Raw genomic sequence first — 24,225 nt, forward strand, 5'->3', positions numbered from 1 at the left:
GCCCCGGACTATCCCTGGCCCACCCCCTACCGCTCGGCGATGTTCCTCTCCTTCGACGTCGATGCCGAGAGCGCCTGGACCAGCAAGGATGCGGGCCATGCCGAGCGCCTCGTCACCATGAGCTACGGTGCCTACGAGGCCCGGGTTGGCACGCCAAAGCTCCTCGAACTCCTCGACCAGCTCGGCCTCAAGGGCACCTTCTTCATCACCGGCTGGGCGGTCGACGCCTATCCGGCCATGGCCGAAGCGATCGTGCGGGGCGGCCACGAGATCGGGCACCACGGCTACCACCACCTGATGCCCGATCCCGGCGCGCCCTTCATGGAGGAGGAGATCGAGCGCGGTTTCGAGACCTTGAAACGCCGCCTCGGCGTGGTGCCGACGGGCTACCGCGCGCCCTACGGCGAGTTCACGGAATCCCTGCGCCAGACCCTCGTGAAGCATGGCATCGTCTACACCTCGTCGTTCCGCGACGACGTGCGGCCCTACCGCCACGTTCTGCGGGACGGCACCCCCGGCCCGATCGAGTTGCCGGTGACCGCGAGCTACGACGACTGGATGCACGGGCTCTCGACCCGGTTCAGCCCGCGCTCGATCTTCCCCAAGGAGCATGTCCTGTCGCTGTGGAAGGACGAGCTCGACGAGGTGCGCGACTGGGGCGCGATGGTGACGACGGTGCTGCATCCCCAGTGCAGCGGCCGGCCAATGCGGCTTCGCCTGCTGCGCGAGTTCCTCACCTACGCGCAATCCTGCCCCGACCTCTGGATCACCACCGGCGCGGCGATCGCCGACAACTTCCTGACGCACGAGAGGGCGGCGTGACCTCGGTCGCGATCTTCGGCTCCTCCGTTCTCACCCGCCGGGACGATCGTCCTCGCGTCGAGCGCGACCGCTGGGTGCTGGTCGAGGGCAACCGCATCGCCGCCATCACGCCGGACCGGCCGGCGGCCGACGAGACCTACGACCGACCGGGCCGCCTCGTGCTGCCGGGCCTCCTCAACCTGCACAACCACTGTTTCAGCGAGGCGATCGCCCGCTCGCACACCGAGGACGGAAGGGGGCGCAAAGGGGGCAAGAGCATCGTCTACACGGTGCTGCTGCCGCTCTCGAAGACCGCGCTCGCCATCCTGTCGCCACAGGAGCGCCTGGCCGCCGCACGGCTCGGCATCCTGCAGCTCCTCAAGGGCGGCGCGACCACCGTCATGGAGCCGTTCCGCAACGGCCTGCCCGAAATGTTCGAGGCCGCCGAGGAGATGGGCCTGCGCTTCTACGGCGCGCCCTACCTGTTCTCCACCGCCGACGCCAAGGCCGGCCCGGACGGACGCGTGACCTATCGCGGCGACGACGGCGAGGCCGACCTCGCGGCGTGGAACGCGCTCCACGCCCGCTGGGAGGGGAGGGGGCAGGGGCGCATCCGCCTCGCCATGAGCCCGCACGCCACCGATACCTGCGGCCCGGACCTGCTCCGCGCCTGCGCCGCCCGGGCGCGGGAACTCGGCGTCCCGATCACCACCCACCTCGCCCAGAGCGATGACGAGGTCGCGACCATCCGGGCGCGCCACGACGGGCGCAGCCCCGCCGAATATCTCGACTGGCTCGGCCTGCTGGCGCCCGATCTGCTCGCCGCCCACTGCATCGCCAGCAGCGACGACGACCTGCGCCTGATGGCGGCGCGGGGCGCCGCGGTGCTGAACTGCCCGCGGGTCTTCGCCCGGGCCGGCCGCACCGCCGCCTTCTCCCGCTTCGCCGCCCACGGCCTACGCACTGTGGTGGGCACCGACGGCTACAACATGGATCTCCTGGGCGAATTGAACGCCGCCTCGCTGATCTCGAAGGTCGCCGCCGGCCGGGCCGAGGTCGCGGAGTCCGCCGCCCTGGTCGACGCCGTGACGGGACAGGCCGCCGCGGCGATCCGGCGCCCGGATCTCGGCGTGATCGCGCCCGGCGCCACCGCCGACCTGACGGTGGTGGACATGCTGCACCCGCACTTGCAGCCGCTGCACGATCCGTTGCGCGCCTTGATCGCGCTCGCCAACCGGGCCGACATCGCTCAGGTGATGGTCGACGGCCGGATCCTCGTCGACGAGGGCCGCTACCGGGGGGGCGACGAGGAGAGAATCGTCCGCGAGGGCGCCGCCGCGATCGAGCGGATCTGGAACCTGCCCGAGGCCCGTGCGGCCTTCGAGGAGGCGTGAGGGGTTCGGAAGCCGGCTCGCGGCACCTGAGAGCCTGTTTGAGCGGTTGCTCCGATCGATCTGCACACAGGCCGACATCTCTCGACGTCATCCCGGGGCTCTTCGAAGACGAGAACCCGGGATCCATAACCGCTGACGCAGCCTGAAAGGGCGGGCAGCGTTCCGCTTCATCCTGCACCGTCAGCGGTTATGAATCCCGGGTTCCGCTACGCGGCCCCGGGATGACATCGAGGGCTTCAATGCGGTTCGGCCAACTCAAACAGGTTCTCACGATGAGGTCACGAGTGGGATAGAGAAATGCTTTGCGGCCCCGTCCTCGACGTCGAACAGGCACTCACAAGTCAGCTTCCTGCAACACCTGCGAGACCTCTTCCGGCGACACCGCGATGCGGGAGAGCATCGCTGGATCCAGCGGCCGCCGGGGCAGGACCTCGGGCAGGACCCGGCGCAGATAGGCGATGGTTGCGGCCGTCGCCTCGCGCCGGTAGGCCTCGGTGATGAGCCCGTGGCGGCCGTAGGAGAGGGACCAGACGCCGTCCATCGCCGCGGCGGCGATCTCGAGATGCGCGACGAAATCCGGGATCGCCGGCATCCGGAAATAGGCCTCGAACATCCGGGCGCGGCTCACCGCGATGCGGGCATTGCCGGTGAGGTCGGCTTTGCGCACCGCGACGCTGACGCCGGCGCCGAGGAACAGCCGCAGCGCGGCCGGGCGCCCGTTCTGGAACTCGGCCGCGCGGCGGTGCTTGCGGTCGATGAGCTCCTGCCAGGTCTGCGGCTCGGGATCGGCCAGCACCTCGATCGAGCGGCGGTAGATCTCCTCGTTGAAGCGGAGCGCCAAAGCCACGAAGGCCGCGTTGCGGTTGGGGAAGAAGTGGTAGACCGAAGGCAGCGGCACGCCGGCCGCAGCCGCGATGTCGGCGAGGCTGATGTCGCCGGCGCCGTTGTCGGCGAGCAGGGATTCGGTCGCGTCCAGGATCAGGTTGAGGCGCGCGACGCCCCGCCGGCGCAGCGGCCGGGCCGGTCTCTCGGGCGTCGGGTCCTGGTCCATTCTGGCGGGGCGCGTCCTTGCACCGGCCGCGTCCGGCCGATCGGTCCTCGATTGCTCACCGATCCCGCATCGACGCAAGGGCCTCGCCGAGGATCGCGTCGGTGCCGAGCTTGCCGGGCTTGAGGAACAGCGAGAGCGGGACCGGCGCCTCGGCGACGCAGAAGCCGGCGCCGAGCGCGCTTTCCGGCAGCGCCCGCACCCGGGCGATCCCCAGCGCGGCGGCGACGGCACCCGAGGTCTCCCCGCCCGAGACGACGAGGCGGCGCACCCCGCGGCCGACGAGCCCGGCGGCGATCCCTGCGAGAATCCGCTCGGCCCGCCGCGCCGCCCCCATCGCGCCGTGCCGGCCTTGAGCCCGCGCGACATCCTCGGGACTGCTCCCCGTCGCGATGGCGAGGGGATGCGCGCCGATCCGCAGGGCGGCCCAGTCGAGCGCCTGCGCGATGAGCGCCGCTTCGGGCCGTTCGTCGGCGACGTCGAGGATGAAGACCGGAGCCTTTGCCGCGAAGGCGGCGACCTGCGTCTGCGCCACCGGCCCGACGCTGCCGACGAGCACCGCCCCGGGCCCGTCGACGAAGTGGACGGGGACCGGCGCCTCCGCCCGGATCCCGCGCCGGAGCGCCAGGGCGACGATGTGGGCGTCGCTGCCGAGGGTGGCGCGATCGGCCTCCGCGAGCCGCGCGCCCGTCGCCGCATCGGCGTCGTCGCTGCAATCCATCAGCACCAGCTCGGCTCCCTCGGCGACGAGACGCTGCAACTCGGTGCCGGCAGCCTCGAATCCCGCCGCGAGCCAGCGATGCGCCAGGAGCGCGACGGGCGCGCGGGTCTGCCGGCCGAGGCTCCGGACGAGGTCGGGATCGCTCATCGGCGTCACCGGATCGAGGCGCTTGATCGATTCCGAGACCAGCCGACCGCGGTAGAACAGGTAGCCCTGGTGCACCGTGATCCCGAGGCGCGGCAGCCCGGCGCTCATCAGCAAAGGCCGCTGGCCGTAGCGGGCGGCGAGCCAGTCGGCGACCGGCCCGATATTGCCGGCATCGGTCGAATCGAAGGTGGCGCCGACCTTGTAGGCGACCTGCGCGCAGCCCGCCGCGTCGAGCCGGCCGGCGAGGCGGGCCACCTCGGCAACCGCCTCGGATGCGGGCGCGAGCCGCGCCCGCGTCGCGTAGATCGCGATGCCGGACCCGCAGGGCTCAGGGGGGCCGCCGTCGAGTACCACCGGCGCCGCGAGGCCTTCCGCCTCGATGGCGCCGGCGATCATCACCGCGCCGGTGAGGTCGTCCGCGATGATCCCGAGCTGCATGGTGTCGTTCCCGAGCCGCGCACCGTCCGAGGGACGTGCCTATTTCGTCAGCCAGGCCGTCCAGCGGGCGCGCAGCCGCTCGCGGTTGTCGCCGATCCACTTGAAGTCCGGGTCGACGAGGCCGGCATAGTTCGCCGGATAGGTCGCGAAGAGCTTCTGCTCGTCCTCCGGCAGGCCGGCGAGGCCCTTCGACGACGAGGTGGCGTAACCGACGGCCCGCATGAAGTCGGGGTGGCTCGCCGAGGTCTGATAGAAGTAGTCGATGAACTTGAGGGCGCCCTTCGGGTTCGGCGCGCCCTTGAGGATCGCGAAATAGCCGGTGTCCCGCAACGCCCCGTCCCAGGCCATGGCGAAGGGTGCCCCGTCCTTGATCGTGGCGAGCGACCGGCCCGAATAGGACATGGTCATCACCACCTCACCGTCGCGCATGATCTGCTGGACCTGGTTGCCGGTCTTCCACCACACGGCGATCTGGGGCCGGATCTCGTCGAGCTTCCTGTAGGCGCGGTCGAGGTCGAGGGGAAAGAGTTTGTCCTTCGGGACGCCGTCGGCGATGAGCGCGACCGTGGGCACCCACCAGTCGCGATCGCCGGTATCCGGTAGGCCGCGCGGTCCCGGGAAGTCCTTCACGTTCCAGAAATCGGCCCAGTTCTTCGGGGTGCGGCCGCCGAAAGCGGTCTTGTTGTAGGTCAGCACCATGCCGCCGGTGGTGCGCGCCACGCCCTTCGGCTGGCAGGCGCCCGGCAGGGCATATTCCTTGACATGGGCGAGCTCGCCGCAGGGGATGTCCATCAGCATCTCGGCGCGGCTGACGAGGTCCGGCCCGGTCGCCGTGACGATGTCGAACTCGACGCGCTTCGTGCGCACCATGCCCTCGGCGCGGGCCCACTGGTCCGGCACCTCGATGTCGAAGGGCACGATCTCGGTGCCCGTCGCCTTGGCGAAGGGCCGGTACATCAGCTTCTCAAGGGTGTTGCGCATCAGCCCGCCGGTCGTGGCGATGACCACCTCGTCGGCGGCGGCGGGACTCGCGGCGAACGCTGCGGCGGCGAGCGCGGCGGCGATGATCCGTTTCAGCGTCACGGTGACCTCCTCTCGGTGCCGGGTGCGGGGCCGGCGGCTACAGCATTTTCCGACGAAGTGGACACCGGTTCGTCGCAGAAAATGCGGCAAAATCAAAAAGCTGGAGCCAAAGACCTAGGGTGCTGCCGATCGCAGCGCGATCGGGCGGTGCTCCAGCTCACGCGGTATTCCTTTGGCCGGCGCGGCGCAGGAGCGCGGCGCTGACCAGGATCGTGACCGACAGGCCGGTCAGCAGCACGGCGATGGCCGGGATGATCGGCGTCAGGTTCTGCTCGATGTCGTCGAACATCATCCGCGGCAGGGTCTTGTCGCGGATGCCGGCGAGGAAGAACGACACCACCGGCTCGTCGAACGAGATGATGAAGGCGAAGAGCGCCCCCGACACGACGTTCGGCAGGATCAGCGGCAGCGTCACGAGGCGGAAGGCGGTGAAGCGCGGGGCACCGCAGATCATCGCCGCATCCTCCAGCGCCGGATCGACGCTCGCCAGGGCCGCCGTCACGGTGAATACCACGAAGGGCATCGCGATCACCGCATGCGCCAGCACGTAGCCGAGGCGGGTGCCGCCGAGCCCGGTGCGCTGGAAGAACAGGTAGAGCGCCACGGCGAGCGCGATGTGCGGCACGACGATCGGCCCGATGAGCAGGGCCCGGAACACCGCGCCGATCGCGCCGGCGCCGCGCAAGGTGGCGTAGGCCGCCATGGTGCCGATGGTGGTGGCGACGAGCGCGGTCGCGGCGGCGATCTCCAGGCTGAACCGGAACGCCCCCATCCAGCGCCGGTCGTCGAAGAATTCGGCGAACCACTGCGTGGTGAAGCCCTTCGGTGGGAAGGTCAGGTAGGTCGTCTCGCTGAACGCCATCGGCAGGACAACGAGGATCGGGACCAACACGAAGGCGAGGATCGCGGCCACCACCGCGTCGAGGATCCGGGGCCTCATGCCCGCGCTCCCATCAGGCGGTCGAACCCGAACAGGCGGCCGAAGGCGAGGGTGATGCCGGTCACGAACAGCGTCAGCACGCCGACGAGCGCCGCGGCGAACGGCCAGTCGAGGTTCTCGCGGATCTGCTGCGAGATCAGCGTCGCGATCATCATCTCCTGCGGCGAGCCGAGGAGCGAGGGGGTGATGAAGTAGCCGAGCGCCGACAGGAAGACGAGGATGAAGCCGCCGGTCACCCCGGGCAGGGCCAGCGGCAGCGTCACCTCCCGGAAAGCCCGGGCCGGGCCCGCGCCGCAGATCGCGGCGGCCCGGGTCAGGTCGGGCGGGATGTTGCGCAAGGCGCCGTAGATCGGCAGCACCATGAACGGCATCAGCACGTGGGTCATCGCCACCACCACCGCTCCTTGCGTGTAGAGCAGCTTGACCGGCGCGTCGGTGAGCCCGAGCCCGACGAGGGCGTTGTTCACCAGCCCGTTGCGCTGCAAGAGCACCGCCCAGGCGGCGGTGCGCACCAGCACCGAGGACCAGAACGGCAGCAGGATGCAGGCGGTGACGAGGGCGAGCTTCGGGCCCTTCGAGCGGGCCATCACGGCGGCGACCGGGAAGGCGAGGATCAGCGACAGGAGGCTGACGAGGAGCGCGATGCGCAGCGTCCGCAGCAGCACCGTGGCGTAGACGGGGTTCTGGAAGACCCGGGCATAGTTCGTCAAGCCCGGCTGCGGCTCGGTGACGGAGATCGCCAGCAGGCTCAGCAGCGGGTACAGGAAGGCGAGGAACAGGAGCGAGAAGAACGGCAGCAGCAGGCCGACGATCGCCGCCCGCGACATCCGCCGCCCGCGCGCCGCCAAAAATCCCTTCGCGAAGAACCCCGGCTTCGAGAGGCCCGTCATGGCTCCTCCGCCGAGTAGAGCAGGGCCGCGCCGGCCGGGACGACGAGGCCGATCCGCGCGCCGGGTTCGAGCGGCGGCAGGCCGGCGCTCGGCGCCCGCGCCCGGACCGACGCACCGCCTTGCAGCGTCGCGATGACGAGGGTGCCGGCGCCGCCATAGACGATGTCGGTGACGGTCGCCGGCAGGGCGCCCGCGCGGTCGGGCGCCGCGATCTCGACCCGCTCGGGCCGCACGGCGAGGATCGCGGGACCGGGCGGCACGGCCGCGATCGCGGCCTCTTTCCCCAAGGCCAGGGCCTGCCCGGCGACGTGGGCCGCGCGCCCGTCCCAGGCGACGGCGATCCGGTTCATGTCGCCGATGAAGCCGGCGGCGAACAGGTTGGCGGGCCGCTCGTAGAGCGTCCGGGCCGGGGCGATCTGCTGCACGCGGCCCTGGCGCAGGATCGCGACCCGGTCGGCCATCGTCAGCGCCTCGCCCTGGTCGTGGGTGACGAACACGATGGTGATGCCGAGTTCGGAGTGCAGCCGCTTGATCTCGATCTGCATCTCCTCGCGCAGATTCTTGTCCAGCGCCGAGAGCGGCTCGTCCATCAGCAGCACGCGGGGCTGGTAGACGATGGCGCGGGCGAGGGCGACGCGCTGCTGCTGCCCGCCAGAGAGCTGGCGCGGCATGCGCGCCCCGAAGCCCGAGAGCCGCACGACGTCCAGGGCCGCCTCGGCGCGGGCCCGCCGCTCGGCCCGGCCGATGCCGCGCATCTTGAGCGGGAAGGCGACGTTGTCGGCGACGCTCAGGTGCGGGAACAGCGTGTAGTGCTGGAACACCATCCCGATGTTGCGCCGGTGCGGCGGCAGCCGGGTGCAATCCTCGCCCCCGATGAGGATGTGGCCAGCATCCGGCAGGTCGAAGCCCGCGAGGCTCATCAGCACGGTCGACTTGCCCGAGCCGGAGGGGCCCAGCAGCGCGACGAACTCGCCGGCCGCGATCTCCAGCGAGACGGCGTCGACGGCGGTGACCGAGCCGAACCGGCGGGTCAAGCCGCGCACGCTGATCGCCGCGCCCTTCGTCGCCCCGGTCTTCGCCGACCCGGTCGCACGGGGCTCTCCGGCGATGGCTCCGACTGCGCGCATCCCGTCTCCTCTCGGCTGAGGTGATATATCATTGAAGCGGAACATGGCCGAATTTCAAAGCGCAAATTTCGGGAGGAGGGCGCTCGTTGGGTGGGCAGACCCACTTGCAGTCTACCCAAGCCCGGCTGGGAGTGAGGCCCACGCGTGCAACTCTCCGGGTCATTCCGGGGCCGCACAGCGGAGCCCGGAATCCAGAACCGCGGATCGCTCAGGAAAAGGCGGAGAGCGTTCCGCTACTTTCTGCACGACCTAAGTGTCTGGATTCCAGGCTCCGCTGCGCGGCCCCGGAATGACTCGGAGGGTGTCTCTGCCGTCACGCAGACCAACCTCACGATTGGGGGGCATTGCCGCAGAAACATTCCTGATCAGCTATGCCGCTCAATCCGTCACCCGCCGAGATAGCCGATTTTTCGATGGTTTTCTCGCCGTCTCCCGCTTGACATCCCCGGCGCTGGGCGGATGCTTGATATATCCGTGAATGGCCGGCCCCGCGTCCCAGCGGGCGGGCCCGAGCGCGAAGGATCCTGTCCGATGCGAAATGGGGTCGAGCGGCCGGACGGGGGCGATGCGGGTCTTCGGGCGCGCGCCGCCTCCGTGATCCCGGGCGGGATGTGGGGGCACCAGCGCGCGGCGGCTTTGCCGCGGGGCTACCCGCAATTCTTCGTCGGCGGCGACGGGGCCCGGGTCGAGGATGCCGACGGGCGCCACTACATCGACTTCATGTGTTCCTGGGGGCCGATCATCCTCGGCCACCGGCATCCGGCGGTGTCGGAGGCGGTCCGGCGCCAGCTCGACCGGGGCGACTGCCTCGACGGCCCGACGCCGCACGCGGTGGAACTGGCCGAGACCCTGGTCGGGATGATTCCGCACGCCGACTGGGCGCTGTTCCAGAAGAACGGCTCGGACGCGATGACGACCTGCGTGACGCTGGCGCGGGCCGGGACCGGGCGCCGGAAGGTGCTGGTGGCACGCGGCGCCTATCACGGCGCCGTGCCGTGGTGCTCGCCCTCGCTCCTCGGCGTCACCACGGAGGACCGCGCCCACCTGCTGCACTTCCGCTACAACGACGTCGCGAGCCTCGAAGAGGCCGCCCGTCAGGCCGGCGATGACCTCGCGGCGATCGTCGTGTCGGCCTTCCGCCACGATCTCGGCCAGGCGCAGGAACTCCCGAACCGGGACTTCGCCGCGGCGGCGCGGGCGGCCTGCGACCGGTTCGGCGCGGCGCTCGTCGTCGACGACGTGCGGGCCGGGTTCCGGCTCGATCTCGGCGGCAGCTGGGAGCGGGTCGGCGTGCGGCCCGACCTCGCCGGCTACTCGAAGGCGATCGCCAACGGCCAGCCACTCGCCGCCGTCACCGGCACCGAGCGGTTTCGCGATGCCGCCTCCCGCGTCTTCACCACCGGCTCGTTCTGGTATGCCGGCGCCCCGATGGCGGCGGCGGTCGCGACGCTCGCCGAATTGCGGCGGGTCGATGCCCCCCGGGTGCTGGAGGCGGCGGGCCTGCGCTTCCGGGCCGGGCTCGAGGAGCAGGCGGTCCGCCACGGCTTCGCCCTCGAAATCACCGGCCCGCCGGCGATGCCGATGGTGCTGTTTCGCGACGATCCGGAGGCGGCGCTGGGCGAGGTCTTCTGCCTGGAGGCGCTGCAGCGCGGCGTCTACCTTCACCACCGCCACAACATGTTCCTGTCGCTCGCCCACACGCCGGAGGTCATCGACGCGGCGCTGGAGGCGACGGAGGGCGCCTTCACGGCGCTCCGCCAATCACGAGCATGAGCCGTGAGGACGAGGCCGAGGTCCTGTCGGGCAGCGTCTACGCGCGGCTGCGCACGGCCCTGATCCGGGCCGAGCTGCGGCCGCATCACCGCCTCAAGGTCCGCGACCTGGCGCGCCAGATGGGCACCTCGGAGACGCCGGTGCGCGAGGCGCTGGTGCAGCTCGCCCATGACGGCGCGATCGAGATCAAGCCCCGGGCGCTCATCCGGGTGCGCCGCCTCTCGCTCGCCGAGTACCTGGAGATCCGCGACATCCGGCTCGAACTCGAACCGATGGCCGCCGAGCGGGCGCTGCCCCGGGTCGGCGAGGCCGAGATCGCCGAGCTTGCGGCGGCGCATGATCGCCTGGTCGCCGCCGAGGAGGGCGGCGACTGGCCGGTTGCCCTCGAGGCCAATGTCGAGTTCCATTTCGGCCTCTATCGCCGCTCCGGCATGACGACCCTGACCGAGGTGCTGCACGGCCTGTGGACGCGCCTCGGCCCGATGCTGTCGGAGCTCTATCCGGGCGCGCGGCCGACCTATGCCGAGGAGCACCAGCACCTCGCGGTGCTCGACGCCCTGCGCCGCCGCGACGCGCCGGCCCTGCGCATGGCGATCCGCCAGGACCTGATCGAAGGCGGACGCCGCCTCGTGCGCCACCTCGCGAGCCTGGAGGCGGCGCCCGCCGCCGACCCTTCGAACCGGAGCCGACGGACATGAAGAAGCCCCCCTTCGCTCATCCCGAGAACGGGTCCCACGCAATCAAGCCCTGGGCGGTGCGCAAGGGGTACGCCGACGAGCACTTCCTGTCGGATTACCGCTTTCAGTTCCCGCGCGAGGACCCGGACCTCGCCGAGGTCTTCGTCTGCACCGACCGGATGTCGTTCGATCCGGGCGAGACGGTCGAGTTCTACGGCTCGACCACCGCCGAGACCTGGTCGATCCAGATCTACCGCGACGGGTTCGCGCCCGAGATGATGCACGAGGCCTTCGACCTGCCGGGGCGCTTCACCACGACCTCCGAGACCGCCTACCAGGACGGCGTCGACTGGCCGGTGGTCCATTCCTGGCGCATCCCCGACGGCGCCCGGTCCGGCCTCTACCGGGTGGTCTCGACCTGCAAGCGCCGGGACGGCGAGCGGTTCGTCCAGCACCATTTCGTGGTCGTGCGGCCGACGAAGGCGACGCGGTCGGGCCGCATCCTCCTGATGCTCGCCACCGGCACCTGGACCGCCTACAACGACTGGGGCGGCGCCAACCATTATTTCGGCACCTGGGGCCCGAACCGGAACGAGGGCTCGCCGACCTTGAGCCTCAAGCGGCCTTGGACCCGCGGCATGCTCTGGCTGCCCAAGGGCGCGGCCCGCATCACCGTCTCGCCCCTGCCTGACATGAACGACGTCACCCGCTACCCCTCGAAGGAGTGGGGCTATTCCGGCGGCTGGGGCCAGTACTACGCCGCCGCCGGCTGGGCCCAGTTCGACCGCCACTTCGCCGTCTGGGCCGAGCGCGAGGGCTACGCCTTCGACGTCGTGACCCAGACCGACCTGCACATGCGGCCCGAGATCCTCGACGACTATAGCTGTCTCGTGACCTGCGGCCACGACGAGTACTGGTCGTGGGAGATGCGCAAGACGGTGGAGGCGTTCGTCGAGCGGGGCGGGGGCTTTGCCCGCTTCGGCGGCAACTTCCTGTGGCAGATCCGGCTTGAGGACGGGGGCAGCCGGCAGGTCTGCTGGAAGTTCAAGGCGCCGACGATGGATCCGGTCCGCGATGATCCCGCGCGCAAGCACCTGCTGACGGCATCCTGGGAGAGCGGTGGCGTGTCCTGGCCCGGAGCCTCGACGGTCGGCGTCAACGGCTGCCACGGGATGTACGGCAGCTGGGGCGGGTTCGCGCCCCGCGGCTCGCGCGGCTTCACTGTCTACCGGCCGGAGCACTGGGCCTTCCGGGGCACCGACCTGCGCTACGCCGACGTGTTCGGGGCCGAGGCCGGCATCTTCGGCTACGAGGTCGACGGGCTCGATTACACCTTCCGCCAGGGCCTGCCCTACCCGGTGCCGGCCCCCGGCGTTCCCGACAACATCGACATCCTGGCAATGAGCCCCGCGGTCCTGTTCGAGTACGAGCACGAGGGCGAGGGCACGCGCTACTACGTGCGCGACGGCGACCTTCACGGCCTCGCCGAGCTCGCCGCCGACGAGTATTCGGTCGCCCGGCGCAAGTTCCAGTACGGGTCCGGCATGCTGGTCGGCATGCCGCGCGGCAAGGGCGAGGTGCTGACCGCCGGCTCCTGCGAGTGGGTGATGGGCCTCACCCGCCACGACGCCTTCACGCAGGCCATCACCCGCAACGCCCTCGACCGGTTCTCGGGAAAAGCGGAGTGACGGCGATGGTCGAGGACGCTCCGATGCAGCACGACACCGACCCGGACGCGACCGCGCGGGGCTGGCTCGACCGTTTCGCCGAGGCACTGTCCGCCGGCGACGCCCCCGTGGTCGCGGCACTCTTCGCCCCAGATTGCTGGTGGCGCGACTTCGTCGCCTTCACCTGGACCATCGCCACGGCCGAGGGCCGCCCGGCGATCCGGGCCCGAGTCGCCGCCACCGCGGCCGCCACCCAGGCCGGGGGCTTCGCCCTCGAACGCCCGGCGGTCCGGACCGGCGGCACGGTCGAGGCGTGGTTCCGCTTCGAGACCGCGCTCGGGCGCGGCATCGGCCAGGTCCGGCTGATCGACGGCCTCGCCCGCACGCTGTTCACCACCTTGCGCGAGCTGAAGGGGTTCGAGGAGCGGCAGGGGCCGACCCGGGAGGCGGGAACGCAGCACGGCGCAATCCGCGGCCGCCGGACCTGGGCCGATCGCCGCGCCGAGGAGGCGCGCCTCGGCCTCGACCGCCAGCCCTACTGCCTGATCGTCGGCGGCGGCCAGGGCGGGCTCGGCCTCGCCGCCCGGCTCAAGCGCCTCGGCGTGCCGACGCTGGTCGTCGATGCCTTGCCCCGGCCGGGCGATGCCTGGCGGCGGCGTTACCGATCGCTCTGCCTGCACGATCCGGTCTGGTACGACCACATGCCGTACCTGCCTTTCCCCGAGCACTGGCCGATCTACACGCCCAAGGACAAGATGGGCGACTGGCTCGAAGCCTACGCGTCGATCATGGAGCTCGACCTCTGGTGTTCCACCACCTGCCGCTCGGCCGCCTATGACGAGGCAAAGGGCCAGTGGACGGTGACCGTCGCGCGCGACGGCGAGACCCACGTGCTGACCCCGCAGCACCTCGTCCTCGCCACCGGCCTGTCGGGGGTGCCGAACGAGCCGGCCTGGCCGGGGGCGGAGCGCTTCCGCGGCACCCACCACCATTCGAGCCGCCACCCCGGCGGCGCCGGGTTCGCCGGGAAACGCTGCGTCGTGGTGGGGGCGAACAACTCGGCCCACGACATCGCCGCCGACCTGTGGGAGCACGGGGCCGAGGTCACGATGGTGCAGCGCTCACCCACGCTTGTGGTGCGCGCCGAGAGCCTGCAACGCCACGGCCGTCCGCTCTACTCGGAGGAGGCGGTCGCCGCCGGGATCGACGCCGACCGGGCGGACCTCATCGCCGCCTCGACCCCCTACGCGCTGCTTCCCGACCTGCTGAAGCCCGTCATGCGCCGCATCCGCGACGAGGATGCCGCCTTCTACGCGTCCCTGGAGAAAGCGGGCTTCCTCCTCACTTTCGGCGAGGATGAGACCGGCATCGGCATGATGTATCCCCGCCGGGCCTCGGGCTACTACATCGACGTCGGCGCCTCCGGGCTCATCGCGTCGGGCGAGATCCGGCTCATGAGCGGCCGGGGCGTGAGCCACCTCACCGAGGACGCCGTGGTGCTCGACGACGGCACGGTGCTGCCCGCCGACCTCGTCGTCTCCGCCACCGGCTACGGCCCGATGACCGACTGGGCGGCGCAGCTGATCTCGCCCGAGGTGGCGGCGCGGGTCGGCCCGTGCTGGGGCATCGGCTCGGGCACGGCGCGCGATCCCGGCCCCTGGCACGGCGAGTTGCGCAACATGTGGACGCCGACCGCCCAGCCGGGCTTGTGGTTCCACGGCGGCAACCTCCAGCAGTCGCGCCACTTCTCGCGCTACCTCGCCTTGCAGCTGAAGGCTCGGTTCGAGGGATTGCCGGTGGTAGTCGGCGGGGCGCCGGGTCCGGCGTTAGGGTGATCGGTTGTGGTGATCGATGAGTGCCTGTTTGATTGGCTCCTACAGAGTTGACACCCTGCATGTCATTCCGGGGCCGCGCAGCGGAGCCCGGAATCCAGAGCCATAGGTATTTGAAAAGAAGACAAAACGGCTTCCGCTCAATCCTGACCCATCCGCGGTTCTGGATTCCGGGCTCCGCTGCGCGGCCCCGGAATGACGCGGAGGGTGTCGAGCCCGTCGAGCAAGTCGAACGGTCTTCGACAGCGTTAAGCGCCACCCAAGCAAGCCTGCCTGCCTGCCGCACCGATTTGCGCCCAGGCCCGCCGCCACGACGCACAACCCCCTTTAATCCGTATCGCTCAACAATACGACCGAACCGTCCATCGCAACGAACGGCTTGAACCGGGGCCATTCCCTGCTACCCTGGCCTAGACCTTGCAGGTCCCTTGACGGATTAGGCCACTCGCGGGAGGGCTCACGTGACCGGGCTCAGGGACGACACGGCATCGACCGGTTCACGGACCGCCGACGGGCCGCCGCGGGGCGGCCGGCCCCGGCCGGTCCGGGCGCGGGGAGTCTAGGCGCCGATGCTCCGCACCGTGCTGCAACGGCTGCTCCTCGCCGTCCCGGTCCTCCTCGGCGTGCTGCTCGTCGGCTTCCTGTTGATGCAGGTCGTGCCCAACGATCCGGCGGTGGTCCGGGCCGGGCCGACGGCGACGCAGGACGTCATCGAGGCGATCCGGCGCGATCTCGGCCTCGACCAGCCGCTCTGGATCCAGTTCCTGATCTATCTCGGGCGCCTGCTGCGGGGCGATCTCGGCGTCTCGATCATCAACAACATGCCGGTGATCGAGGAACTCGGGAACACGATCGGGCCGACGCTCGAACTGATGCTCGCCTCGCTGATCTGGTCGGTGCCGCTCGGCATCGGGCTCGGCACGGTCGGCGCCTATTGGCGCGGCCGCTGGCCCGACCGGCTGGTCGTGGCGGCCTCGGTCGCCGGCGTCTCGGTGCCGGTCTTCCTGCTCGGGCTCGGCCTCGTCTGGCTGCTGGGCTTCCACTGGCAGATCCTGCCCTTCACCGGCCGCACCGGGCCGCTCTGGACGTGGGAGGGGCTCCAGGGCGTGATCCTACCGGCGGTGACGCTCGGCGGCGTCTTCGTCGGGCCGGTCGCCCGCATGACCCGCAGCTCCGTCCTCGACGTGCTCGGCGCCGACCACGTCCGCACCGCCCGGGCGAAGGGCCTGACCGAGCGCGCCGTCGTCCTGCGGCACGCGCTGCGCAATGCCCTGATCCCGGTCGTCACCCTGATCGGGCTGCAGATCGGCTTCCTCCTCGGCGGCGCGGTGGTGGTCGAGACGATCTTCAGCTGGCCCGGCATCGGCCGGCTCGCGGTCGGCGCCATCCTGTCGAGCGACGCGCCGATGGCGCAGGGCACCATCATCGTGCTCTCGGCCGGCTTCATCCTGATCAACCTGATCGTCGACGTGCTCTACGCCTTCCTCGATCCCCGCATCCGCGAGGCCCGATGAGCAATCCGATCGCGCTCACGCCCGAGGCGAGCCCGCACGCCGCCTTCGCGGTCACCGCCCGCCCCTCGATCCTGCGCTTCCTCCTGCGCGAGCCGGCGAGCGCCGTGGCGCTCGTCGCCGTCGCGCTGCTTGTACTGGCGGCCCTCCTCGCGCCCTGGCTCGCGCCGACCGACCCCTATGCCGGCGACCTCGCCAACACGCTCAAGCCCCCGGGCGACGGCTTCATCCTCGGGACCGACGGGCAGGGGCGCGACATGGTCACCCGCCTGCTGTTCGGCCTGCGGATGACGCTGGCGATGAGCGGTGTGGCCGTCGTCATCGGCTGCGGGATCGGCGGACTCGTCGGGTTCGCGGCGGCCTATTACCCGCGGGTCTCCGGGCTCCTGATGCGCCTGATGGACGTGCTGCTGTCGTTCCCGGCGATCCTGTTCGGCCTCGCGCTCACGGCGATCGTCGGGCCCGGCCTCACGGCGGTGCTCGCCGCGCTCTCGATCGCCACCATCCCGCTGATGGCGCGGGTGGTGCGCGGGGCAGCGATCGTGGTGCTGCAGCAGGACTACATCGAGGCCGCCCGGGCGATCGGCATGGGCGACGGCCGTATCCTGACGAAGTACGTCCTGCTCAACTGCCTCTCGCCGATCTTCGTCTTCGTCACCCTGCGCTTCGGCCAGGTGATCCTGCTCGGCTCGCTCCTGTCCTTCATCGGGCTGGGCGCCCAGCCGCCGATGGCCGAGCTCGGCGCCATGGCGTCGGACGGGCGCAACTTCCTGTTCTTCGCCCCCCACGTCTCGGTCCTGCCGAGCCTGCTGATCTTCATCGTCGTGCTCGCCTTCAACGTGCTCGGCGACGGCCTGCGCGACGCCCTCGACCCCCGGATGCGCCGCTGACTTTTCCGAGAGGATTTTTTCGATGAAGACGCTCGCCATGGCCGCTTGGGCGGCCGGCCTCTCGCTGCTCGGCCTCGCCCCGGCGCTCGCCCAGACGAAGGCGCCGCTCACCATCCTGCGGGTCATCGATGCCGATCGCTACGATCCCGTGCGCTCGACCGCGACCGCGGCCTCCGAGATCATCTTCATGCTGGCCGACACGCTGGTCAGCCTCGACTTCGACATGAAGACGGTGAAGCCGTTCCTGGCGAAATCCTGGACGGCGTCCGAGGACGGCCGGACCTACACCTTCGACCTGCGCCAGGACGTGAAGTTCTGCGATGGCCGGCCGATGACCGCCGAGGACGTGGTCTACTCGCTCAAGCGCTGGATCGACCCGGCCACCCGCTCGCCGGTCGCGAGCCGCGCCGGCAAGGTGAAGGACATCCGCGCCACCGACGACCACACGGTCGTCTACGAATTGCAGGAGCCGTTCAGCGACCTCCTGTACCAGCTCACGCAATCCTTCGGCTCGATCGTCGACAAGAACACGGTCGAGAAGCTGGGGCAGAATTTCGGGGTCCAGGGCTTCAACGCCACCGGGCCGTATTGCTGGGTCAGCTGGACGCCGCGCCAGGACCTCGTGATGAAGAAGAACCCCCATTACACCTGGGGCCCGCCGATCTACAAGAACCCGAAGCCGGAGATCGACCAGATCGTCTGGAAGGTGGTGCCCGAGGCCAATACCCTGATGGCCGCCATGCAGGCGCGCCAGGCCGACATCACCTATTACCCGCCGCTGTTCTCGATCGACACGATGCAGCGCGTGCCGGGCCTGAAGGTGCAGCAGCAGAAGGACTACATTTACGACGTCTTCTTCGCCTTCCGGGTCGACAAGCCGGTCTCGAGCGATCCGGCGATCCGGCGCGCCGCCAATATGGCGGTCAACAAGGACGCGATCGCCAAGGCGGTCTATTTCGGCCACGGCACGCCGCTGCACTCGCTCCTGAGCCCGACCGTGCTAGACTACGACGCCAAGGCGGCGACGCTGATGCCGAGATTCGATCCGGCCGGCGCCGCCAAGGTTTTGGATGAGGCCGGCTGGACGCCCGGGCCGGACGGCATCCGCGTGAAGGACGGCCAGAAGGCCAGCTTCCTGGTCTACGGCATCCGCGACGACCAGAACCCGCGCATCTCCGAGGCGATGCAGGCCGACCTGCGCAAGGTCGGCATCGAGATGCGGATCCAGCTCTGGGACGCGACCGTCGCCTGGGGCAAGCTCGCGACGCAGGAATTCGACGCCTTCATGCTGTCCTATCCCTACGGGACCGCGACCGAGGCCCTGAACCTCTACTTCAAGAGCACGCAGGCGCCGACGCCGAACCGCATGAACTGGAAGGACGAGAAGACCGACCAGCTCATCGACGCCGCCGCCACCGCGACCGATCCGGCCAAGCGCAAGGACGCGAATGCCGAGACGCAGCGCCTGCTCACCGCCGCCAATGTCTGGATCCCCCTCGTCACGCGCCAGCTCTGGGTCGTGTCGGGCGACCGCGTCGAGGGCGTGCGGCCGCACGGGCTCTACGGCGCCGGCCTCTACAAGGGCCTCGACCTGAGCCTGAAGCGGTAGGGGGCTGATCCTTTGCCCCTCGCCGCCGCCCGCTCGACCCCGAGCCCGGACCATCCGACGGTCACGCCGCGCGGCGCCCCCGCGCCGGCGCCGATCCTCGACATCCGCGACCTCACCACCACCTTCGCGACGCCGCGGGGCGCGATCCGCCCCGTGGACGGCGTCTCGCTCTCGGTGCCGGCGGGGCGCACCCTCGGCATCGTCGGCGAGAGCGGCTGCGGCAAGAGCATGCTGTCGCTCTCGCTGATGGGGCTCGTGCCGGCGCCCGGCCGGATCACGGGCGGCTCGATCCGGCTCGAGGGGCGCGAGCTCGTCGGGCTGGCGCCCAGCGAGTTCCGGCGTCTGCGCGGCAGCCGCATCGCGATGATCTTCCAGGAGCCGATGACGAGCCTGAACCCGGTCCACACGATCGGCACCCAGATCGTCGAGGCGCTGCGGGAGCATGAAGACCTGCCCGCGCGGGCGCTCAAGGAGGCGGCGATCGCCGCGCTCCGCCAGGTGCGCATCCCGGCGCCCGAGCGGCGCTTCGACGAGTATCCCCACCAGCTCTCCGGCGGCATGCGCCAGCGGGTGATGCTCGCGATGGCGCTCGCCTGCCGCCCGGCGCTCCTCATCGCCGACGAGCCGACGACGGCGCTCGACGTGACGATCCAGGCGCAGATCCTCGACCTCCTGCGCGAGTTGCAGGCCGAGACCGGGATGTCGATCATCCTGATCACGCACGATCTCGGCGTGGTCGCCCAGGTCGCCGACGAGGTGGCGGTGATGTATGCCGGCCGCATCGTCGAGCGCGCGCCGGTGGCGGCGATCTTCGACGATCCCCAGCACCCCTACACGATCGGCCTGATGGGCTCGATGCCGCGGATGGAGGACGAGCGCGACCGGCTCGTGGTGATCGGCGGCACCGTGCCGCCGCCCTTCGCCCTGCCGGCGGGATGCCGGTTCAATCCGCGCTGCCCCTTCGCCGGGGGGGAGTGCCGCGACGGCTATCCGCCGCTCTCGGACATCGCCGTCGGCCATGACGTGGCCTGCTGGAAGGCCCCCGTGGAGGCGAACGGATGACGCCGCTCCTCGAACTCGACGACGTGCGCAAGCACTACCCGGTGCATCAGGGCCTGATCCTGCGCCGGCAGGTCGGCGCCGTCCGGGCGGTCGACGGCGTGTCGCTGCGCCTCGCGGCCGGGGAGACCCTGGCGGTGGTGGGCGAGAGCGGCTGCGGCAAGTCCACCCTGGCGCGGCTCGCGCTGCGGCTGATCGAGCCGAGCGGCGGCGCGATCCGCGTCAACGGGCGGGACGTCACCCGCGACGGCCGGGCGGCGTTGCGGCCCCTGCGCCGGCAGATGCAGGTGATCTTCCAGGACCCGTTCGCGAGCCTCAACCCGCGCATGTCGGTGGAGGAGATCCTGGCCGAGCCGATGCTGGTCCACGGCGTCGGCGACGCCGCCTCCCGGGCGGCGAGGGTGCGCGAGCTCCTCGGCCTCGTCGGCCTCGCGAGCTACCACGCCGATCGCTTCCCCCACGAATTCTCCGGCGGCCAGCGCCAGCGCATCGGCATCGCCCGGGCGCTGGCGTTGAAGCCCCGGCTGATCGTCTGCGACGAGCCGGTCTCGGCCCTCGACGTCTCGATCCAGGCGCAGGTGGTGAACCTGTTGAAGGACCTGCAGGCGGAGTTCGGCCTCGCCTACCTGTTCATCTCGCACGGGCTGGCGGTGGTGAAGCACATGGCCGACCGGGTGGCGGTGATGTATCTCGGCCAGGTCGTCGAGACCGCTCCGGCTCGGGCGCTCTACGCCGCGCCGCGCCACCCCTACACGCAGGCCCTGCTGGCGGCCGCCCCGGTGCCGGACCCCGCCCGCAGCAACCAGCGCCCGACGCTCGGCGGGGACGTGCCGAGCCCGATGAACCCGCCCGCCGGCTGCCGCTTCCATACCCGCTGTACTTTCGCGCAGGCCCGCTGCCGCGAGGAGGTACCGTCTTTGCGCGGAATAGGACCGGGGCACGAGGCGGCCTGCCACTTCGCCGAGACGATTCCAACCTTCACCGGCTTCGGTGGCGGCGAGCGCCATCCGCGGCTCCAGGCGAGGCTGGCGCTCTACGAGCGGAAGCGGGCCGCCATGATGGCGCCCGGGACGAATGCGGCGTGAGCGCATGGTCGATCGCGGAGACCTGTATCGTCCGTGTCTATCCCTTCCCATCCACGACCTCATCCTGAGGTGCGACTGAAAGGAGCCTCGAAGGAGGGCTCCAGGGATCTCCGAGACTTCTGGAGGCCTCCTTCGAGGCCTCCGCTTCGCTCCGGCACCTCAGGATGAGGTCGCGAGTGGGATGGATCCTGGAAGGCGAACAGCTTCCGACACGATAGAAAGCAGAGAGCATAGATGGCCCCGTTCCCGAAAGCCGAGACGATCCTGACCAACGGCCGCGTTTTCTGCGGCCTTAAGGAGGGCATGACCGAAGCCGTCGCCCTCTGGGCCGGCAAGGTGCTGGCGACGGGCTCCGCGGCCGAGCTCGAACCGCTGATCGGGCCGGGGACGCGGGTGATCGATCTCAACGGCCGGCTCGCGACGCCGGGCCTCTACGATGCCCACATGCACCTCCTGCCCTACGGGCTCGGCATGCTCGACGTCGACGTGACGCCGGCAAAGGCCCGCACCCTCGACGATCTCCTCGGCAAGATCCGCGAGCGGGCAAGGACGCTGCCGCCGGGCCGCTGGATCCTGGCGCGGGGTTACGACCAGTTCGAGCTCGACGTGAAGCGGCACCCCTTGCGCGAGGAACTCGACGCCGTCGCGCCCGACCATCCGGTCTCCCTGGTGCGCGCTTGCGGGCACGTGACGATCGCGAACTCGCTGGCGCTCAGGCTCGCCGGCATCGACGAATCGACGCCGGTGCCGCAGGGCGGCGCGATCGAGCAGCAGAACGGCCGCCTGACCGGGCTCCTCGCTGAGACCGGCCGCGACCGGCTGAAGGCCGTGCTGCCGCCCCCGACCGACGAGGATCTCGTCGCAGGCATCGAGCGGGCCGGCGAGGCCTGCCTCTCCTTCGGCATCACCAGCGTGATGGATGCCGGAGTCGGCATGCGGGCGGGGTACCGCGAGGTCGCCGCCTACCGCAACGCCCAGCGCAGCGGCCGGCTGCCGGTGCGGGTGAACCAATGCCTGCTCGGCGGGCCCGGCGGCATCGTCGAGCAGGCGTTCAAGGACGGCGTGATCACCGGCACCGGCGACGACATGCTCCGCGTCGGCCCGGTCAAGATCTTCACCGACGGCAGCGCCGGCGGGCGCACCGCTGCCATGTCCCGGGCCTATCTCGGCGAGCCGGAGACCCACGGGCTGTCGCTCCTGACCGACCCGGAGATGGACGCCTTCGTCGCCGACTATCACGCCAAGGGGTATCAGCTCGCCGTCCACGCGATCGGCGACGCGGCGATCGAGCAGACGCTCAACGCCTTCGAGAAGGCGCTCACGGCAATGCCCGACCCGGCGCGGCGCCACCGCATCGAGCATTGCGGCTTCAACAGCTCAGACCAGATCGACCGCATGGTGCGGCTCGGCGTCGAGCCGGTGCCGCAGCCGGTCTTCATCTACGATTTCGGCGACCTCTACGTCTCGGTGCTGGGCGAGGCGCGGGCCGCCGCCTCCTATCCGATGAAGACCTGGCTCGACAGCGGCCTCGCGGCGGCGGCCTCCAGCGACGCGCCGGTCTGCGACATCAATCCGTTCCCGAACCTCTACACGATGACGACACGCAAGACCTCGCGGGGCACCGTCATCGGCGGGGACGAGCGGCTGTCGTTGCCGGAGGCTTTGCACGCCTACACGGCGCTCGGCGCCTTCGTGAACAAGGCCGAGGGCCATCGCGGCCGCCTCGTGCCGGGGCTGGCCGCTGACATCGCGGTGTTCTCGCGCGACATGACGACGGCCGCAGCCGAGGAGATTCTGTCCGGCACGCGCTGCGACCTCGCCATCCGCGGCGGCACGATCGTCTACGACCGCGGCGGCGAAGCAGCGTAACGAACAGAAAGGGGAGGGGACCCGTGACCGAAGCCACAGGCGCGACACTCTACCGGAACTGCGACTGGATCGTCGCCTGGGACGCCGAGGCCGGCTCCCACAGCTATCTGCGGAACGCCGACCTCGCCTTCTCGGGCAAGGACGTCGTCTTTATCGGCAAAGGCTATGATGGCCCGGTCGCCCGAGAGATCGATGGTGCCGGGCTGATGCTGATCCCGGGCTTCGTCGACATCCACTCCCATCCCGGCCATGAGCCCGGCTGGAAGGGGATGCTGGAAGAGCTCGGCAGCGCCAAGCTCGGCCAGAGCTCGCTCTACGAGTTCATGCCGGTCTTCAATATCGGGCCGGGTTACGCGAAGCACGCCCGCCGCGTCGCCGCCTCGGAACTCTTGAAGAGCGGCGTCACGACGATCTGCGACCTCGGCCAGCCGACACCCGACTGGCCGGAGCACTACGCCGAGACCGGCATCCGCGCCGTGCTCTGGGCGATGTTCCGCTCCGGCCCGTGGAAGACAACCAACGGCCACTCGGTCGAGTACGACCTCGACCCGGCCCGCGGCGACCGCGCCTTGCGCGAGGCGATCGACCTGATGGACGAGGCCGGCCGCCACCCGAGCGGACGCATCTCGGGGCTTCTCTGCCCGGCTCAGATCGACACGGTGACGGAGGGCCAGATCCTGGAAGCGCTCGCCGCCGCCCGCGACCGCGGCCAGCCGATCCAGATCCATGCCGCGCAGAGCATCGTCGAGTTCCAGGAGATCCTGCGCCGCACCGGCGAGACCCCGATCGGCTGGCTCGACAAGATCGGCGCGCTGGGGCCCGACCTCGTCATCGGCCACGGCATCTTCCTCAACGACCATCCCTGGCTGCACTTCCCGCACGCCGACGACTTCGCGCGCCTGCGCGACAGCGGCGCCGGCGTTGCCCACTGCCCGGTGGTGTTCGCGCGCCGCGGCATCGCGCTCAACTCGCTGGGCCGCTACGTCGAGGCCGGCATCCCCTGCGGGATCGGCACCGACAGCTTCCCGCACAACATGCTCGATGAGCTGCGCATGGCCTGCTACGCCAGCCGCATCCGCGCCGGCAGCTACACCGGCGCCACCACCGCCCAGGCCTTCACCGCCGCGACGAGCGCCGGCGCCGACCTGATCCGGCGGCCCGATCTCGGCCGGCTGGCCCCCGGCTGCAAGGCCGATTTCGCGGTGATCGACATGAGCAACCCGTACATGCAGCCGGATTACGAGCCGTTGCGCAGCCTGATCTACTCGGCCAACGACCGGGCGGTGCGCGACGTCTACGTCGACGGCGTCCAGGTCGTGCGCAACGGCGAGGTCACGACCTTCGACATCGCCGAGGACATCGCGATGCTGCGGCGCGGCCAAGCCGAGGTCATCGCCGGCGCGCCGGGCCGCGACTGGGCCGGGCGCACCCTGGAGGAGCTGTCGCCGCGGGTGTTCCCGGTGCGCACGGGGCTGTCTGGGACAGGCGCCTGAACGAGACCGGCGCGGGTGCCCCCGCTCCCCGCGGGCGACAGAGCTGTCCGGGGAAAGGAATGGCGCGACTTAACCCCTCCCCCCTCTGCGGGCTACGGCCTTAACGGATTTGATTCGTTCGCCGGAAAACGCCGTGCAGTGCGCGGCCAAGCCGAATCTAAGGTTGAAATC

Annotated in this window: 19 protein-coding genes; 13 read left to right on the forward strand and 6 right to left on the reverse strand. The window is 70.6% G+C overall.

All coding sequences use genetic code 11. The features are described 5' to 3' along the window. Both ABZT49_RS29000 and ABZT49_RS29005 read left to right on the forward strand, forming a co-directional pair. On the forward strand, window positions 1-822 hold an 822-nt coding region (locus ABZT49_RS29000), incomplete at its 5' end, for a polysaccharide deacetylase (protein WP_355291319.1). Beyond that, complete coding sequence (locus tag ABZT49_RS29005; protein ID WP_355291321.1) at window positions 819-2,195, forward strand: amidohydrolase family protein; 1,377 nt, start codon at window positions 819-821, stop codon at window positions 2,193-2,195. The genes ABZT49_RS29000 and ABZT49_RS29005, both read left to right, overlap by 4 nt. A gap of 334 nt (window positions 2,196-2,529) precedes the next feature. On the opposite strand, the gene ABZT49_RS29010 is transcribed toward ABZT49_RS29005, so the two are convergent. From ABZT49_RS29010 to ABZT49_RS29035, 6 genes are all read right to left on the reverse strand, one after another. Beyond that, entirely contained in the window at window positions 2,530-3,246 is a 717-nt protein-coding gene (locus ABZT49_RS29010) for a TetR/AcrR family transcriptional regulator (RefSeq protein WP_355291323.1), read from the reverse strand. A 55-nt stretch (window positions 3,247-3,301) separates the two neighbouring features. After that, window positions 3,302-4,549 carry a four-carbon acid sugar kinase family protein gene (locus ABZT49_RS29015; protein WP_355291325.1) on the reverse strand — a complete coding sequence of 416 codons (1,248 nt, stop codon included), beginning with the start codon at window positions 4,547-4,549 and terminating at the stop codon, window positions 3,302-3,304. A 39-nt stretch (window positions 4,550-4,588) separates the two neighbouring features. Further along, window positions 4,589-5,632, reverse strand: coding sequence for an extracellular solute-binding protein (locus ABZT49_RS29020; RefSeq protein ID WP_355291327.1), 1,044 nt, complete (start codon window positions 5,630-5,632; stop codon window positions 4,589-4,591). A gap of 157 nt (window positions 5,633-5,789) precedes the next feature. Beyond that, window positions 5,790-6,572: an ABC transporter permease gene (locus ABZT49_RS29025; RefSeq protein WP_355291328.1), complete on the reverse strand. Its 783-nt coding sequence runs from the start codon at window positions 6,570-6,572 to the stop codon at window positions 5,790-5,792. Further along, window positions 6,569-7,399, reverse strand: coding sequence for an ABC transporter permease (locus tag ABZT49_RS29030; RefSeq protein ID WP_355291349.1), 831 nt, complete (start codon window positions 7,397-7,399; stop codon window positions 6,569-6,571). Before ABZT49_RS29030 ends, ABZT49_RS29025 begins: the two co-directional genes overlap by 4 nt. Before the next feature lie 59 nt (window positions 7,400-7,458). Further along, window positions 7,459-8,589, reverse strand: a complete 1,131-nt coding sequence (locus ABZT49_RS29035) for an ABC transporter ATP-binding protein (protein WP_355291330.1) — start codon at window positions 8,587-8,589, stop codon at window positions 7,459-7,461. Window positions 8,590-9,120: 531 nt separating this feature from the next. On the opposite strand from ABZT49_RS29035, the gene ABZT49_RS29040 reads away from it, so the two are divergent. From ABZT49_RS29040 to ABZT49_RS29090, 11 genes are all read left to right on the forward strand, one after another. Then, the gene (locus ABZT49_RS29040; RefSeq protein ID WP_355291332.1) at window positions 9,121-10,362 is read left to right on the forward strand and encodes an aminotransferase class III-fold pyridoxal phosphate-dependent enzyme; all 1,242 of its coding nucleotides are present in this window, start codon (window positions 9,121-9,123) and stop codon (window positions 10,360-10,362) included. Beyond that, window positions 10,359-11,060 carry a GntR family transcriptional regulator gene (locus ABZT49_RS29045; RefSeq protein WP_355291334.1) on the forward strand — a complete coding sequence of 234 codons (702 nt, stop codon included), beginning with the start codon at window positions 10,359-10,361 and terminating at the stop codon, window positions 11,058-11,060. Before ABZT49_RS29040 ends, ABZT49_RS29045 begins: the two co-directional genes overlap by 4 nt. Further along, window positions 11,057-12,727 (forward strand): N,N-dimethylformamidase beta subunit family domain-containing protein, encoded by a 1,671-nt coding sequence (locus ABZT49_RS29050; RefSeq protein WP_355291336.1) that lies wholly within the window; start codon window positions 11,057-11,059, stop codon window positions 12,725-12,727. The genes ABZT49_RS29045 and ABZT49_RS29050 overlap by 4 nt, the downstream gene beginning before the upstream one ends. A 5-nt stretch (window positions 12,728-12,732) precedes the next feature. Continuing rightward, complete coding sequence (locus ABZT49_RS29055; protein ID WP_355291338.1) at window positions 12,733-14,541, forward strand: NAD(P)/FAD-dependent oxidoreductase; 1,809 nt, start codon at window positions 12,733-12,735, stop codon at window positions 14,539-14,541. 566 nt (window positions 14,542-15,107) lie between these two features. Beyond that, window positions 15,108-16,052 (forward strand): ABC transporter permease, encoded by a 945-nt coding sequence (locus ABZT49_RS29060; RefSeq protein WP_093565921.1) that lies wholly within the window; start codon window positions 15,108-15,110, stop codon window positions 16,050-16,052. Continuing rightward, window positions 16,049-16,939, forward strand: coding sequence for an ABC transporter permease (locus tag ABZT49_RS29065; RefSeq protein ID WP_355291340.1), 891 nt, complete (start codon window positions 16,049-16,051; stop codon window positions 16,937-16,939). Before ABZT49_RS29060 ends, ABZT49_RS29065 begins: the two co-directional genes overlap by 4 nt. 22 nt (window positions 16,940-16,961) lie before the next feature. Then, window positions 16,962-18,548, forward strand: a complete 1,587-nt coding sequence (locus ABZT49_RS29070; protein ID WP_355291342.1) for an ABC transporter substrate-binding protein — start codon at window positions 16,962-16,964, stop codon at window positions 18,546-18,548. Window positions 18,549-18,641: 93 nt separating this feature from the next. Then, on the forward strand, window positions 18,642-19,610 hold the full coding sequence (locus ABZT49_RS29075) for an ABC transporter ATP-binding protein (protein WP_355291350.1): 969 nt from the start codon (window positions 18,642-18,644) through the stop codon (window positions 19,608-19,610). Continuing rightward, window positions 19,607-20,692, forward strand: a complete 1,086-nt coding sequence (locus ABZT49_RS29080; protein WP_355291344.1) for a dipeptide ABC transporter ATP-binding protein — start codon at window positions 19,607-19,609, stop codon at window positions 20,690-20,692. Before ABZT49_RS29075 ends, ABZT49_RS29080 begins: the two co-directional genes overlap by 4 nt. Before the next feature lie 234 nt (window positions 20,693-20,926). Next, a complete protein-coding gene (locus ABZT49_RS29085; protein WP_355291345.1) occupies window positions 20,927-22,561 on the forward strand; it encodes an amidohydrolase in 1,635 nt (544 codons plus the stop codon). Between the two features lie 23 nt (window positions 22,562-22,584). Next, on the forward strand, window positions 22,585-24,054 hold the full coding sequence (locus tag ABZT49_RS29090; RefSeq protein WP_355291347.1) for an amidohydrolase family protein: 1,470 nt from the start codon (window positions 22,585-22,587) through the stop codon (window positions 24,052-24,054). The last annotated feature ends 171 nt before the right edge of the window (window positions 24,055-24,225 follow it).

The organism is Methylobacterium sp. EM32 (assembly GCF_040593685.1).
Taxonomy (GTDB): Bacteria; Pseudomonadota; Alphaproteobacteria; order Rhizobiales; family Beijerinckiaceae; genus Methylobacterium.